Source organism: Parabacteroides sp. AF17-3, from assembly GCF_003635445.1.
Taxonomy (GTDB): domain Bacteria; phylum Bacteroidota; class Bacteroidia; order Bacteroidales; family Tannerellaceae; genus Parabacteroides; species Parabacteroides goldsteinii.
In genome coordinates, this window is the sequence record NZ_QTMM01000002.1 from 354,658 (window position 1) to 370,500 (window position 15,843).

General features: G+C 45.4%; 8 protein-coding genes. 5 read left to right on the plus strand and 3 right to left on the minus strand.

The window, feature by feature from the left end:
* Nucleotides 1-320 precede the first annotated feature (320 nt).
* The 3 genes from DWW91_RS03700 to DWW91_RS03710 form a co-directional block, all read right to left on the minus strand.
* Nucleotides 321-4,415 (minus strand): DUF6383 domain-containing protein, encoded by a 4,095-nt coding sequence (locus DWW91_RS03700; RefSeq protein WP_122327084.1) that lies wholly within the window; start codon nucleotides 4,413-4,415, stop codon nucleotides 321-323.
* Nucleotides 4,416-4,900: 485 nt separating this feature from the next.
* Complete coding sequence (locus DWW91_RS03705; protein ID WP_122326985.1) at nucleotides 4,901-7,276, minus strand: DUF3987 domain-containing protein; 2,376 nt, start codon at nucleotides 7,274-7,276, stop codon at nucleotides 4,901-4,903.
* A gap of 70 nt (nucleotides 7,277-7,346) precedes the next feature.
* Complete coding sequence (locus DWW91_RS03710; RefSeq protein ID WP_122326986.1) at nucleotides 7,347-7,583, minus strand: DUF4248 domain-containing protein; 237 nt, start codon at nucleotides 7,581-7,583, stop codon at nucleotides 7,347-7,349.
* 185 nt (nucleotides 7,584-7,768) lie between these two features.
* On the opposite strand from DWW91_RS03710, the gene DWW91_RS03715 reads away from it, so the two are divergent.
* From DWW91_RS03715 to nagA, 5 genes are all read left to right on the plus strand, one after another.
* Nucleotides 7,769-8,866 carry an efflux RND transporter periplasmic adaptor subunit gene (locus tag DWW91_RS03715; protein WP_122326987.1) on the plus strand — a complete coding sequence of 366 codons (1,098 nt, stop codon included), beginning with the start codon at nucleotides 7,769-7,771 and terminating at the stop codon, nucleotides 8,864-8,866.
* Nucleotides 8,867-8,874: 8 nt separating this feature from the next.
* A complete protein-coding gene (locus DWW91_RS03720; RefSeq protein WP_010800975.1) occupies nucleotides 8,875-11,904 on the plus strand; it encodes an efflux RND transporter permease subunit in 3,030 nt (1,009 codons plus the stop codon).
* Nucleotides 11,901-13,241, plus strand: a complete 1,341-nt coding sequence (locus tag DWW91_RS03725; RefSeq protein ID WP_009860148.1) for a TolC family protein — start codon at nucleotides 11,901-11,903, stop codon at nucleotides 13,239-13,241. Before DWW91_RS03720 ends, DWW91_RS03725 begins: the two co-directional genes overlap by 4 nt.
* A 12-nt stretch (nucleotides 13,242-13,253) precedes the next feature.
* Complete coding sequence (locus tag DWW91_RS03730; protein WP_010800977.1) at nucleotides 13,254-14,417, plus strand: DNA-binding transcriptional regulator; 1,164 nt, start codon at nucleotides 13,254-13,256, stop codon at nucleotides 14,415-14,417.
* Nucleotides 14,418-14,537: 120 nt separating this feature from the next.
* Nucleotides 14,538-15,755 (plus strand): N-acetylglucosamine-6-phosphate deacetylase, encoded by a 1,218-nt coding sequence (gene nagA / locus DWW91_RS03735; protein ID WP_010800978.1) that lies wholly within the window; start codon nucleotides 14,538-14,540, stop codon nucleotides 15,753-15,755.
* Nucleotides 15,756-15,843: the final 88 nt, after the last annotated feature.

Genomic DNA, 15,843 nt, shown 5'->3' on the forward strand with positions numbered 1-15,843 from the left:
AGACACCGTAGATAGTTCAGTTTTTTCTAAATTGGAACATCCTTTTGGTACGGTTGCCCTGATTACAATTGTATATCACGAGTACTTTAGAACTTTTCTTCAGTGATCCGGTTTTGTTTCCCTATTTCATACGAAAGCCCCGACAGGAAATTCTGCCGGGGCTTTGTTTTTGTCTGTTTTCACTCTTCACAGAGGTAGAACAGAAGAACTTTATTTCATTACTTTAGTATTAATATGACCACTTGTTCGCCTGTCGCAGGTTAATTAATTCCTTACGGAATCGCGCAGTCAACTCTAATTTATTGATTATAAATAATTTCTTATTTTACGATAGCTTTAACTGTTGTTTCTCCTTCAACAGCTACTACAACTATACCTGCAGGAGCTTTGATAACAGCGTCATCAGAAGTGATAACAGTATTAGCAATTGTCTGACCCAGCAGATTGTTGATAGCTACTCTCTTGCCTGCTGCACCAACAATTGTGATCTGACCTTCGCCAGCAACAACCTTCACAGCTGAAGCATTGATTTCATCGTTAGCTGTAACAGTACCTTCCTTGCCAACTTCGATTTCAATTTCACCTACATTGTCACCAACGAACTGAGAAGTAGGAATGAATTCTTGTGCTAACAAAGTTTTACCATCAGCAAACAGACAAGGATGATAAGCTGTAACTGTTACATCATACAAGCTATTCGGCTTCATGTTCTTAACATTTACAGTTAAGTATTTGCCATCCTTCGTATAGTTAGCTTCGTTACCAGCATGAATTTTCACAGATTCTGCACCATCAACCAAGTTGAACTCTACGTTTTCAGGCCCTTCCCACCAATAAGAAGCATTACCGTTGCCATCAACTAAAGAAGTATTGATAGTTTCCCAGTCAGTGATGTTGAATTCACCCTGGTTTTCAGGCATACCGTTATAAGCCTTACGTGCTAAGTGAGCACCAGCTTCACCGAATGTGAAGACGTCGATCTGATTTTCACCTTCCATCAGATATACATTATAACGATATTGATCGCTAATTGTGATGTTTACAAGATTACCTGCGTTTTCATCTGTACCCTTCTTATCGCGGAATTCACTGATGATCACAGCACTGTTTGTCCAACCGCCTTGCAGATTGAATGTATTGATAGTTGTATTCTTGAAGTGACCATAATATGTTTCTTTGTCACCAGCTTTATCTTCACGAACTACTTTCAGATAATAGTTAACAATCATTTTAGGATTGATTACTTTACCTGTACCGTTGAACAACTCTACAGACAAAATATCGCTATTCTGGTTAGAACCTTTACTCTTAGCCAATACTTCAGACATGAAGACATTCTTAGATGTATTCTTCGGAGCCAAGTGACCTACCTGTACTACATAATAGTCAGCACCCGGAATACCTTCCCATTTCAAGACAGCTGTTGCACCGTCGATATCACCGTGTACCATCGGTTGCAATACAGGAAGTTCATCTCCAACAGTCGGTTCTCCAGCAATTGCCAAATCATTCGTTAAGCAGTTAGCCTCTACGATCAATACATTTTCTTTTGCACATGCTGTAGCAGCAGTCGGAGCATAGTGAACAGTAGCAGTAGTAGTGAAAGAACCGTTCACATCAACCTTTACATTTGCCGGAGCTGTCAAAGTAAATGGGTTATCATAATTTACTGTACCCAAAGAAACCTTAATAGCTTCTGTTGCAGTCAGCGGGTTAAATTCTTTACCTTCGATAACAACCTTCACATCAGCTTTTGAATCTACATTAGCTGTGATATCTGTAGCAGGAGTAATTGTAATTTCCGGTTTGTAAATGAAACCATATACTTCACCTTCGTTTACATAATGCATATAATTAAACTGTTCTAACGGATTCAATTCACCGTTTGTCCAAGTCATTACATTTTCGTTAGACTTAACAGTGAACAAATCTTCTGCTCTATGCATAGCTCCGTTTTTAGTAGCTTGATTGAATGTTACAACCACTAAACCTAACACTTCACCATATTGGTTCGGAGTCAGTTTATCAACAGCTGCACCACCATTCAACATATCTTTGATTACATAACTAAATGCATTCGGATATGCGCTTACATTCGCTTTACGAGTTACATTAACTACTTTTTCCAAGTTGTAACCAGCTACGTAGAATGAGTCTACTGCCAATGGGTTTACGTAATCACATTCATCCTGATATACCTTACCAAAATATTTCTGGAATTCAGGATATACTAAGTTCGGTAAATTTGTACCAAATGAAGGACGATAAGAATTGTGCATTTCGTCGATAAGGTTCAAGTTATTGATATTACTCCACAGATTAGCACGAGTATCACCATATAAACCTGCAACTACACCAACACCACATAACGGGCAATTGCTTTCAGACTCAACACCTACAGCCCAAACTTGCAATTCATATGTATCAGGATTCCATTCTTTTACATTTGCTTTTTCAGGATCCAAGAAGCCATCCTTATTCGGAACGAACTGTACGTAAATAGGAAGACCTTCTTCACGGAACTGCTTCATCTTAGCATCGTCCAATGTATTGATGCTGATTTCCAATGTATCCGTATTGTTATTTACCCAAGCACCATCTTCACTCAATTTGAAACGGAATTCCTGGTTATCTGTATCATTCTGGTTTGCATTTGCAATATTCTGTAAAGTTACACGAACTTTAGCGATACCGTCATTTCCTGTAGGTTTCAATTCGCTACCATGCAACACCAATTTCTTAACACGTGAAGCATAACGAGAGTTATCCAATGCATCTTTCTTATTATAAGGAGCGAAGAATACATTGTCGGCTGTATAACGACCTACTGTACCGTCAAAGTTTTCGCCTTCATAAGTCAACCACAATGCGCCAACTCTAGCTGCAGCCAATGTCCAGCCGAATTTTCCATAAGCATCAAAACCTAACGGTTTGTAGTCTGCATTCACTGCGATTTTCCATGCTTCTTCACGAGTGATGTCGTTAGTCCATTCTCTCAACGCTAAAGTCAATTTAGAACCTTCTTCTATTACACCACATGAAGAATATTTAATACCGTCAGTTATTTTCACTTTACCATATGAAGTCCACTGATCAGAAGTCATCTTTTCATATGCCAAGAAATCCATCGGATATGTTTTCTGATCAGGAATATTCTTACCCACAACTTCTACTTCTTGTGTCTGGCAATTTTCATTAAAAAAGATATGATCTTTAGCGAAAGCTAATTCAGGAACAGAGTTTGCAGAAATTAATCCTGTTTCAGCAGACAAACGGATAGGATTCAATACATCTGTTTCTGGTAACTTAGCAGCATATTTTCCAGAGAAAGTAGCGATTGATTTCGGTTGGAAATCATATGTTACTTCATCTTCCAACTTAACGCCATCTGATTCTTTTTCAAATTCAGCACGAACAACATCGTTGTTATTTGTTACGTTTGTCCATACAAAAGCATCTTCAGCTGTTGTTTTAGCAGGCAACTTTACATTTTCTGCGCTCAACGCCAAAGTACCAGATGTACAGCTCTTTAAACCTAAACCTGCTTCAAAAGATGTTACATCAGCAGTCAAAGCCAAAGTCGGTTCGTCGAAATTCATAGCAAAACCGCTAACAACCAATGCCGGAGCGAAATGGCTCTTAGAACCGGTTTCTTCTACATCCTTAATGGCAACAAAATCAGACCACAAGGTCACCTGGATCAACTTATTATCCAAAGAACCTTCAATAAACATCTGCTGATCAGTAATCGGGTCAGTTACTACATCGAACAGATTGATTACTTTATCTGTTACATCAGCAGCACCTGTTTCAAAGATTGCACCATTTGATTTAAAAACAGCAGCGTCATCAGCACCATCTTTAAAGATATCACTTTTCTTTACTGCGTTACCTTCCAAATCAAAAACAGAAATTGTTACATGCCAATCAGCAGAAGAAGTTGCAGCCAAACCAAAGTTCTCAGCACTTAACTTAACTTTCAGTTCACGTACATTTGTCATATATTTAGTTGACAAATCGAACATCAACTCACCACTCTGACTGTCACCCAAGAAGATTCCTAAAGAGTCAGTACCACTTTGCCATACCGTAGTAGTGGTATAATTGTTTGTCGGCTTTTCGGTAATATTGGGATAATATACATTAGCTGTAGTAGCAGTTCCATTAAAAGCACGGAAATAAACACCATTACCCCAAACTTTCTTGCCATCTACATTTACAGCCTTACCAGGGAAACCCGGCAGTACGTCATTACCTTCAGCTTCATACAAAATAGGTTTTTGAGCAGCAGTCAAACCTGCGTATTTGGCAGCATCCCATGCAGGAGCATTTTCAACCTGTCCAAATACCGATGCTGAGCCCAAAACCAACATAGCGCTAAGAGTTAGCACTTTTGTTTTAGTAAAGTTTCGCATACGAAAAAATTTAAAATTAATACTATATTTATATGTCTCAAATTTGATTGATTCTATAACAATGACTAGAGAAAACGTTCCTTTTTTCTCGCCAGCAAAGGTACCACATTCTTTTAATCCTCCAATCATTTTCAAAATATTTTTTTCTTTCCTATATCCTTTCTTATCAACAGAATAGCAAAGTGAGTACGAAAATCGCTCTTTTGAACACAAAGATAAAAGAAGCGAAAAACAATGGCGAGAAAAAAGGAACGTTTTTTTTAGTCATTCAATTTTACACCTATACTTTATATTTCAAATCATATACAAATTTCATCTTTCAGGAATATCCTATCCGGTGCCTACCCGTCAAAAATGGCTGCCTACCCGTCAGAACCCCGATGCCTACTCGTTTTCAGACCAGTTACTACCCGTTGGGGGAAAAGGTGGTTTTGGGAAAGCGATTGTTAACTACAGTTAATTGCGTCAAAAGCCTCAAAAATTTCCTAGGGTATTATCGGCACGGAAATCTCCTTGCCTATGGTTGTTTTATGAAAATAACCGGCTCCTAATGAAACGATTAAGCCGTTTTTCTCAGCCGAAGTCAATAAACGGTCGACCGAAGATTTGCTTAGAAGGAGGACATGTCCCGCGTCACGAATCTCCGCACGCTTGAATTTTACCGGCATCTCGGCGAAGATTTTCTGCGAAATGAAAGGCATTTTATAACGCAACTCCTTTTTATTCCTCTTTAGGGAAGTGCTCACCACATAGGTGTGTTGCAAACAGATCGTACCGATATGGAAAGCCACTTCGAAATCATCGTCACGGATCACCCAATCTTTTTCCTCACTCAGTGTCTCCCCTTTGCGAATCGCCGTGAGCACCATCCCAATACGAAAGATAGCCAACCGGTAACGCAACACAGCGGAAGCCACATCTTCATGCCCGAACACACGTACATTATTATATTCTTGTTTGAAATAACGGTTCAGCCGTTTACGCTGCGTATCACTGAAATGCACCCAGGTAGGATGTTTGTCCAGGTGTACGCCGATATCCAGCACCCGTTCCGCCAGGCTATCGAAATAATGGGCCGCCGCCGGAGTGTCATCTTCCGAAGTAAGCGGACGGTATTCACCATGCCCGGCAATCTTATAGACCATCAAACGGCTGAACAAACCACTTTCCGCCGAAGGGACCAGGCGACGGAACATCTCCGGCGTACCCGTCAGCAACATACTCAGCAACGGATAAGAAGCCAGCAGGGAACCGTTCGTCTTGGTGGAATTGCCGATCCGTTCGTGATGAGCCGCCTGGTTCAGCAGATAACCATAGTTGCCATAATCCTGAAACAGCGTGTTGGTCACAGCCTCCATTTCGGTTTCAAACAGGCAGGAAGCATAATGGCTGTTCGTTTCCAGTTGCTCGATCATCCGCGCCAACGAGGTATAACCGGAGATATTCAGATTCATCTGTTTTACCGGTTCCGGATTTTCGGGAGCCAGTCCAGTTGGTTTCTTTCCTCCCGAACGCAGCAGTAATTTCTGATACAATTCATACTCTTCCTTTTTCCTCAGATATTCTTTCACCTCGCAACGTGAATTGTCGTACACATAGCGTTGCCACGAAGCAATCAGCTTAAAAAGGGAGGCGACACAGCCCTTCCCGCTTCCGGATTCGCCGATCACTACTCCGTAAAAAGGTGCCTGATACTCTTTCCTCGCAAAGGAACCCTGCACATGGGGCGTTACGCTGCTCAACATGGCCAGCGACGACAACAAAAGGACGCTCCGCTCGGTATCATCGCGGGCATACGCCAGAATGTCCCGGATAAGGGATGGCAACGACTGGAAAAACTCTTCCCGAAAAGGAGGAAGAAGGGTTTCATCCGGTTCTATATCAACGCCTTCCTCTTCAAATTCGTCCGCTTCTTCGCTGTCGGGAGGATCAGGTAAACTTTTGAGGCTTTTGAGTTTTTGATGCGGTTTTCGGTGCTCAGGAGGGCAATAAGGGTTGCTTCCGTGGGACGAACGATACCGGGTATAAATATCCGAAACGATACCGGCAATCTCTTTTTCCGTAAAACCCGGTTCGGCATAGCGGCTCAGGCATTCTCTTTTCACTTCGGTCTCTTCGAATCCGGCAGCGTTCAAGGCCCCCGAAAGTTTCATGACAAACGTATGGCGATTGCCGGAAGAAAAAGAATTGTCGGTCTCAAACTTATTCATGTAATTACCCAGCGCTCCGTCGGAAGACGGGATGGCTGAAGCCGGAACATGTTTCTGCGGTGCCGGCGGAGCTTCCGCCCTGACAGGTACGACTTCGGATTTCTCTTTATAAAAAGCAGTTGGGTCGTAGCTGACAAAGCATCCCCTGTTAGGATCTTTCCCGCAGTAATCGATCACGATACCGGGCAGGTCGTTTTCCAACTTGCGGCAGACGGTTTCGAAAGCCGGCAGATGAAGGTCGAGGTCGCTGTCCACCAGTATGAAAAGTTTATCGCCTTTGCCCGAAGCACTGATATGCCCGGCTTTGACATAAGGCAACCCTTCTGCCCGGCGGAGAACATCTTCCGCCGAAGTCGGCACACCGTCGATATCGACAATGATGCAACGGCTGTAACGCACCAGGTGTTCGCGTTTTCGTCCCCCTTTCATGATTCCTCCGGCAACAAGCAGCGGAAGTTTCTTTTTACGCTTATCCCCTTCTTCCGTATGTCCGGCAAGATATTCGGCACGGAGGCGGGTGATAGCGGAGGCATACTTTTTACTTCTGATCTGGTCGATGTACTGGTCTAAAGTTATTGTTTGCAGATCGTTGACGTTGAACGCAGAAGCAAAGAAAGTACATTCAACGGTTTGGTTTAATTCCATGTTCATGGTACTAAGTGTTTAGGGCGGACAGGATGCCGCGATGATTATTGGCAACAGATCGTAAAAGGTCTGTGCATTAAGGTTCTCCCAGATGGTCGATCAATACCGCCACCTGTTTGGGTGTGTAAAGTTTCTGGAATTTCACCCATCCGGCAGCTTCCAGTTTCGCTTTCAGCCCGCGCGAAGTGCGTATCCATTCCCACATACGTTGATAGGCAACCATCGGTGTACGACCCGGGAAATACAATTGGGCGAATTCGGTCACTCCATACGCTCTTTTGTAATTTGTTTTTTCGTATTTCATTTCTTCCATAAGTCTTAAATTTTAAGCGTTATTCAATGGTATAAATATAGTGAATAATACAATAAGACGCAAGAAAAAAGAGATATTTATCGCCACCGATTAAACCTTTTTTTATTCCGTTTGTCTATATCTCGATTGAGTTGTGTATATTTACATGCCTATTGATAAGTTTTAAAGTAGATACCATTGAAAATATGACGAAGAGAGTGAAGTGGGGCGTTACCGCCGCAATCTTCCTGATGATTGCAGGAATGATTATTTATCCACAGATAAAGAACCAGTTGACAGCATCAGGCAAGGATTCCGTTGTAGCTCCCGCACCGGGAACAGGCGCACGGAAGCAAGTGCTGAACATTAACGCCGAAGTGTTGAAATTCCAATCGCTGACCGACAAAGTAATCAGTACAGGCAGTATCATTCCCGACGAAGAAGTAGACTTATCCTTCGAATCGTCCGGAAAAGTGGTGAATATCTATTTCAGTGAAGGAACGCATGTGAAAGCCGGCGACCTGCTGGCCAAGATCAACGATAAACCTTTACAGGCACAGCTCAGGAAGCTGGAAGCCCAGATCCCGTTGGCAAAAGACAGGGTATACCGCCAGCGCACCTTGCTGGAAAAAGATGCGGTCAGCCAGGAGGCCTACGAACAGGTAACGACTGAGTATGAAAAGCTGATGGCCGACATCGACCTGGTAAAAGCCAATATCCTGCAAACCGAACTGCGCGCTCCCTTCGACGGGATCATCGGTCTGCGCTCGGTCAGCGAAGGGGCCTATGTCTCTCCGACAACCGTCATTACCAAGCTGACTAAAATATCTCCGTTAAAAATCGAATTTTCCATTCCCGAAAGATATGCAAACGATGTGAAGAACGGAACGATGATCGTCTTCCGCCTGGAAGATTCGAACGGTATCATGCGCGATTACAACGCGAAAGTATATGCCGTCGAAAGTAAAATGGATATGACGACCCGTACCCTGAAGGTGCGTGCCACGTATCCCAATACGAATGAAAGCATTTTCCCCGGCCGTTACACTTCCGTAGAGATCACCAAGCGTGAGATCAAGGATGCGCTGGCTATCCCGAGCGAAGCGCTGATTCCGGAAATGGGCAAGAACGTTGTTTACCTGTATAAAAACGGAGTAGCTGAACCCGCTGAAATAGAGATCGGCCTGCGTACGGAAAGCCATGTACAGGTACTTAATGGCGTACAACCCGGTGATACACTAATCACTACCGGTGTGATGCAGCTGCGTACCAGCATGCAAGTAACAATTGATAATCTGTATTAAATTCCCCTATGGCAAATATATCGGAAACCAGTATAAACAGGCCGGTACTTTCGACGGTAATGATGCTTGTCATCCTGCTGTTCGGTATGATCGGCTACAAGTTCCTGGGGGTTCGCGAGTTCCCCAGTGTGGACCAGCCTATTATCTCGGTCAACGTATCCTATCCGGGAGCGAATGCCGAGGTTATCATGAACCAGATCACGGAGCCGTTGGAGCAAAATATCAACGGTATACCGGGTATCCGTTCGTTGAGCAGTGTCAGTAGCCAGGGTAGCAGCCGTATCACCGTCGAATTTGAACTGTCGGTGGATATGGAAACGGCTGCCAACGACGTGCGCGACAAGGTGTCGCGTGCACAACGCTATCTGCCGCGCGACTGCGACCCTCCCACCGTATCGAAGGCCGACGCCGATGCTACCCCTATCATGCAGATCGGCGTACAGAGCAACAGGCGTTCGCTGATGGAACTGAGTGAAATCGCCGAACTGACGGTGAAAGAACGTTTGCAAACGATCTCGAATGTGAGCGGTGTGGATATCTGGGGACAAAAACGTTACTCCATGCGCCTGTGGCTCGACCCGATCAAGATGGCGGGTTACGGGGTTACTCCTTTGGACGTGAAAAACGCGGTTGATGCGGAAAACGTGGAGTTGCCCTCCGGCAGTATCGAGGGGAATACGATCGACCTGTCTATCCGTACACTGGGACTGATGCATACGGCAAAAGAGTTTGACGACCTGATTGTCAAAGAAGACGGAAACAATATCGTCCGCTTTAAAGATGTCGGGCGGGCGGAACTGGCCCCGGAAGACTTGCGCAGTATCCTGCGTAAAAACGGTGAGCCGATGGTTATCTGCGTAATCGTTCCCCAGCCGGGAGCGAATCATATCGAGATTGCCGACGAGGCCTACAACCGTATCGAACAGTTAAAGAAAGACCTTCCCGAAGATGTGTCGATAGAAATGATCTACGACAATACTCGTTTTATCCGTGCCTCCATCTACGAGGTGGAAGAGACGATTTATGTGGCGCTGGCGCTGGTTGTGTTGATCATCTTCCTGTTCCTGCGCGACTGGCGTGTTACGCTGGTGCCTTGCGTGGTGATCCCGGTATCCTTGGTCGGCGCCTTCTTCGTGATGTATATCTCCGGTTTCTCCATCAACGTATTGACCATGTTGGCAGTCGTGCTCTCGGTCGGCCTGGTGGTAGACGACGCTATCGTGGTGGCCGAGAATATATATGTCCGCATCGAACAAGGGATGAATCCGAAAGAGGCGGGTATCGAAGGTTCGAAGGAAATCTTTTTTGCGGTAATCTCAACGACCGTTACGCTGGTATCCGTATTCCTTCCGATCGTATTTATGGAGGGGATGACCGGCCGGTTGTTCAAGGAGTTCAGTATTGTGATCGCCGGTTCTGTGACGATCTCTTCGTTTGTCGCCCTGACCTTCACGCCGATGCTTGCCACCAAATTACTGCGCAAGCGGGAAAAGAAGAACTGGCTGTATGTAAAGACCGAACCTTTCTTTGAAGGATTGAATACTATTTACTCCCGGTCGCTCAATTATTTCCTGAGCCATAAATGGTGGGCTATTCCGATCGTGGTTGTCATGTTCGGTTCGATCGGATATTTCTGGAAAACGATCCGTTCCGAATTGTCACCGCTGGAAGACCGCTCTTCCATCTCCATCAATATGCGTGCCCAGGAGGGGGCCACCTTCGAGTTCATCCGCGATTATTCCGACCGGATAGCCGAACTGGCCGATTCCATTGCACCCGAACGCAAATTCCTGACGAACCGTGCTTCCAGCAGCAATGCCAATATCAGTGTAATTCTGCCGGACATCAAAGAACGCGAACGCTCACAGATGGAAATAGCCGAAAAACTATCGGCTGCCGTGAGAAAAGAGACTCAGGCACGTGCATTCGTTCAACAGCAGTCCACCTTCGGAGGACGCCGCGGAGGTATGCCGGTACAGTATGTACTACAAGCTCCCAGCCTGGAAAAACTGGCGGAACACTTGCCGACCTTCATGCAAAAGGTCAACGAAAGCCCTATATTCCAGATGGCGGACGTGAACCTGAAATTCACCAAGCCGGAAACGCGCATCGAGATCGATCGCGACAAGGCTTCTTCGCTGGGCGTCAGCACCCGCAACATCGCCCAGACATTGCAGTATGCACTGAGCGGGCAGCGCATGGGGTATTTCTATATGAACGGTAAACAATACCAGATATTAGGCGAAATCAACCGCCAGCAGCGTAACACGCCGCTCGACCTGAAGTCGATTTACGTACGCAGCGACAACGGTTCGATGATCCAGCTGGACAATATGGTGTCATTGCTTGAAGACGTGGCACCGCCCCAGCTATACCGTTATAACCGTTTCGTTTCGGCGACGGTATCCAGCGGTCTGAACAAAGGCTATACCATCGGCGACGGCCTAGACGAAATGGACCGTATTGCGGCTGAGACGCTCGACGGCAGTTTCCGTACCGCCCTTTCCGGCGAGTCGAAGGAATTCCGTGAGAGTTCTTCTAGTCTGATGTTCGCCATGATCCTGGCGTTGCTGATGATCTATCTGGTACTCGCCGCCCAGTTCGAGAGTTTCAAAGACCCGCTGGTGGTGATGTTCACCGTGCCGTTGGCTATTGCAGGGGCCTTGATGTTTATGAGTTATTCGGGTATCACGATGAATATATTCAGTCAGATCGGTATAATCATGCTGATCGGTCTGGTGGCGAAGAACGGTATCCTGATCGTGGAGTTTGCCAACCAGCGTCAGGAGGCAGGATTGAGTATGGCCGAAGCGATCCGTTCGGCATCCACACAACGTCTGCGTCCGATCCTGATGACCAGTGTGTCTACGATCCTCGGATTGGTTCCGCTGGTATATGCCAGTGGCGAAGGGGCGCAGGGACGTATTGCGATGGGTGTTGCCGTTGTCGGCGGTATGTTGGTTTCCACCTTCCTGACCTTGTTCATCGTCCCCGCCATGTATAGTTTTATATCAACAGACAGAGCAAAAAAGATATGAGAAGAATCCTGATAACGATACTGGCTGTTTCTGCGGCTTTAGGTGCAAAAGCGCAGGAGGTGTACAGCCTGAAACAATGCATCGAAACCGGATTGGAACGGAATTATTCCATCCGTATCATACGTAACGAGCAACTGATCAGCGATAATAACGCCACACAAGGCAACGCCGGTTATCTGCCTACAATAGATTTAAGCGGCGGATTCAGTGGTACGGTCAACAATAACCGTAACAAACTATCTGACGGTACGACCGAAAAGGAAAACGGTGTGAACAGTGAAACGGGGAATATCGGATTGAACGTAAACTGGACGGTATTCGACGGTTTCGGCATCCAGGCCGAATACGCCCGCCTGAAAGAACTGAAAAAAATGGGTGAACTGGATACCCGCCTGACGATAGAAGATTTTGTCGCTACGCTTTCCGGCGAATATTATAATATGATCCGCCAGTATATCCGTCTGCGCAACCTGCGTTCTTCCCTGGACCTTTCCCGTGAACGTGTCCGCATCGCAGAAGAACGCTACCATATCGGTTCCGGTTCGCGAATGGACCTGCAACAGGCGCAGGTCGACTTCAACGCCGACAGTTCAAACGTGCTGAACCAGTTGGAGGTCGTCCACACCTCCCGTATCCGGCTGAACGAGCTGATGGCATTGGATAATATCGACGAACAGATCGCCTTAAAAGATTCGGTGATACGCCCGAACATATTCCTGGACGAAGTAGATCTCTGGCAAAGCACGTTGGCTTCGAACGCCTCCCTGCTGATCGCCCAGAAGAATCAGACACTCTCCGAGTTGGATTACAAGAAAGTAAAAAGCCGTGACTACCCGTATGTGAAGCTGAATGCCGGCTATGGCTACACAGCCAACTGGTACGAAGTGGGAGCAACCGACCTGCAACAGCGCCTAGGATTAAATTACGGACTGACTGTCGGATTAAACCTGTTCGACGGTTTCAACCGCCGCCGCGAACGGCGCAACGCCCGCATCCAGATAGAAAACAGCCAGCTGAAAAAGCAGGAACTGGAACTGGGCCTCCGTGCCGACATGAGTAATCTGTGGATGGCTTACCGAAACAACCTCGACCTGTGGAGCCTGGAAAAGGAAAACGTAATTGTCGCCCTCGAAAACCATCGCATCGCAATAGACCGTTACAAACTGGGTGAATTATCCGGCATCGAATTGCGTGAAGCCCAGATCAGCTTGCTGGAAGCCGAAGAACGGCAATCCATCGCCGAATATTCGACCAAACTCTGCGAAATCTCCCTCCTCCAACTGAGCGGCCAGATATTAACGTATGTGGCACCGGAGCCGGAGAAAGCGAGTTTCTAAAAACACCCGGATATGATCAAGATACTCCTGTTAACCGATTTTTCAAGTGGATACGGTAGGTCGCTACTCGAAAATGTTGTCAGATACGCAAGGGAAGTCGGCCCTTGGGCCTTTTACCGCATGCCTTTGTATTTCCGGGAGCTTTACGGTGACGAAGGTGTCGTTGAATGGGCAAAGAAATGGGGAGCAGATGCTATCATCGCGCAGTTTACGGATATCGACTTGTCTGTCCTGAATCAATTGAACATACCTATTATTGTCCAAAATTATAAAGAACGAAGTCCGGGCATATCCAACCTGACCGGAGACTATTTCGGCACAGGAGTTATGGCAGCTAATTTTTTCCTGCACAAAGGGTACAAATCATTTGCCTACTATGGCCTGATGGATACAGTTTGGGGACGTGAGCGGGGAGAAGGATTTAAGAAAGCCGTAACCGGCAAGGGCTATCAGGTATACGACTTCGATAACAGGAAACAGATTCAAAGTGAAAAGTGGAATTTCGATGTCGAGCAGGTAAGCAAATGGTTGCTGAGCCTTCCTAAGCCGATCGCCCTCTTTGCCTGTGACGATCATTACGCCTTGCAGATCACTGAGGTATGTAAGATGTATGATATTAACATCCCGGAAGACATAGCCGTACTGGGAGTAGACAACGACAAACTGCTATGCAATATCTCGGCCCCACAACTATCATCTATTGAACTGGATATTGAGAATGGAGGATATGAGGCTGGCAAACTACTCCACCAGTTCATTGAGAAAAAGATCGTTTCGCCCGTCGATATTATCATCAAACCTGTACGAATTGTTCCCCGTGCCTCAACCGAACGTTTTGCCGTATCCGATAAATACATCGGACAGATACTGCACTATATCGACAATAACTACCAAAATTCCTTGTCAATAGACGATCTCATTCAAATGGTTCCTTTCTCAAGGCGTGTTCTGGAGAAAAAATTTAAAAAAGAGACCGGTACCTCTATATACCAGTATCTCCAGGAACTCCGCATAGAGAAATTTGCCGATTTATTAATTACAACCGACCTTCCGCTGGTAGAAGCGGCAGCTAAATCAGGTTTCACAGACTACAAGAATATTTCCCGGATTTTTATTAAGACAAAAGAAATGACTCCCTTCCAATACAGGAAACACTTTACCCCTAAAAATAAATGAAATCAAATGAGCCCCATCCGGAATTGTTCGTTTTTTGAGGATTTTATTTCGCAATCAACCACATAATAGAAGATTCTTTATACTTACTTTGTATTGTTTGAACATTAAACTTGTATTATTATGGGAACAATATCAGTATCACACGAAAACGAGGTAACACGTAAAATCATAACCAATGGGAAATTAATCCTACCGGACAGCATCCTGGAAGACGGTTATATCATCATTGAAAACGGGAAAATAGCCGCAATCGATAAAGGTCTCCCTACTCTAAACGATTCAGATGAGATCATTGATGCCGCACACCAATACATTTCACCCGGATTCATTGATTTACATACGCACGGAGCCGGAGGAGCCGATTTTATGGACGGTACGGTTAAAGCCTACCTAACTGTCGCCAAAACACATGCCCGCTATGGAACCACGGCTTTACTACCTACAACATTGACTTGTCCAGATGAAGAACTTTTCAATACTTTTGAAATTTACCGACAAGCAAAAAAACAAAATACAACTGGTGCAAAATTTCTGGGCCTTCATCTGGAAGGTCCCTACTTCTCCTACAACCAACGCGGAGCCCAGGACCCTACCAACCTAAAAGTTCCGATACCGGAACATTACACTAAGATACTGAGTGCCACAGATGATATCATCCGTTGGAGTATCGCACCAGAACTCGAAGGAGCTCTTGAACTGGGTAAACTATTGAGTAAAAAACAGATAATCCCTTCCGTCGGCCACACCGACGCTATCTGTGAAGATATTATAGAAGCCCATAAAGCTGGGTACAGCCTGATGACACATCTTTATTCGGGAATGCAAACCGTTACCCGCCGTAATACCCTTCGCTATGCAGGTGCCGTAGAAGCTGCATTCCTGATAGATAAGATGGATGTCGAAATCATCGCAGACGGCATTCACCTGCCCAAATATTTACTGCAACTCATCCACAAATTCAAAGGCCCGGATAGGATAGCCCTGATTACCGATTCTATGCGTGGTGCAGGAATGCCTGAAGGCGAATACAAATTAGGAAGCTTGAGAGAAGGTCAGACCGTTATAGTAGAAGAAGGCGTAGCCAAACTGCTTGACAGAAGTGCTTTTGCGGGTAGTGTCGCCACAGCAGACCGGTTGGTCCGGACAATGGTCCAACTAGCAGAAATCCCCCTGACAGATGCAGTAAAAATGATAACCGCAACACCAGCCCGGATCCTTCGTATGGAAGATACTATCGGTTCTTTAGAAGTAGGTAAAACCGCTGATATTCTTTTATTCAACGATCAGATCAGAATCTCACGAACTATTATAAACGGACAGACGGTTTACCGGATTTAGCCTATCGGATAGCGTCATTCAATCGACGTATATTTTGACGCATTTTGAAGATTCTATTTCGCAATATGGAGAAAAATGCACTATTTAT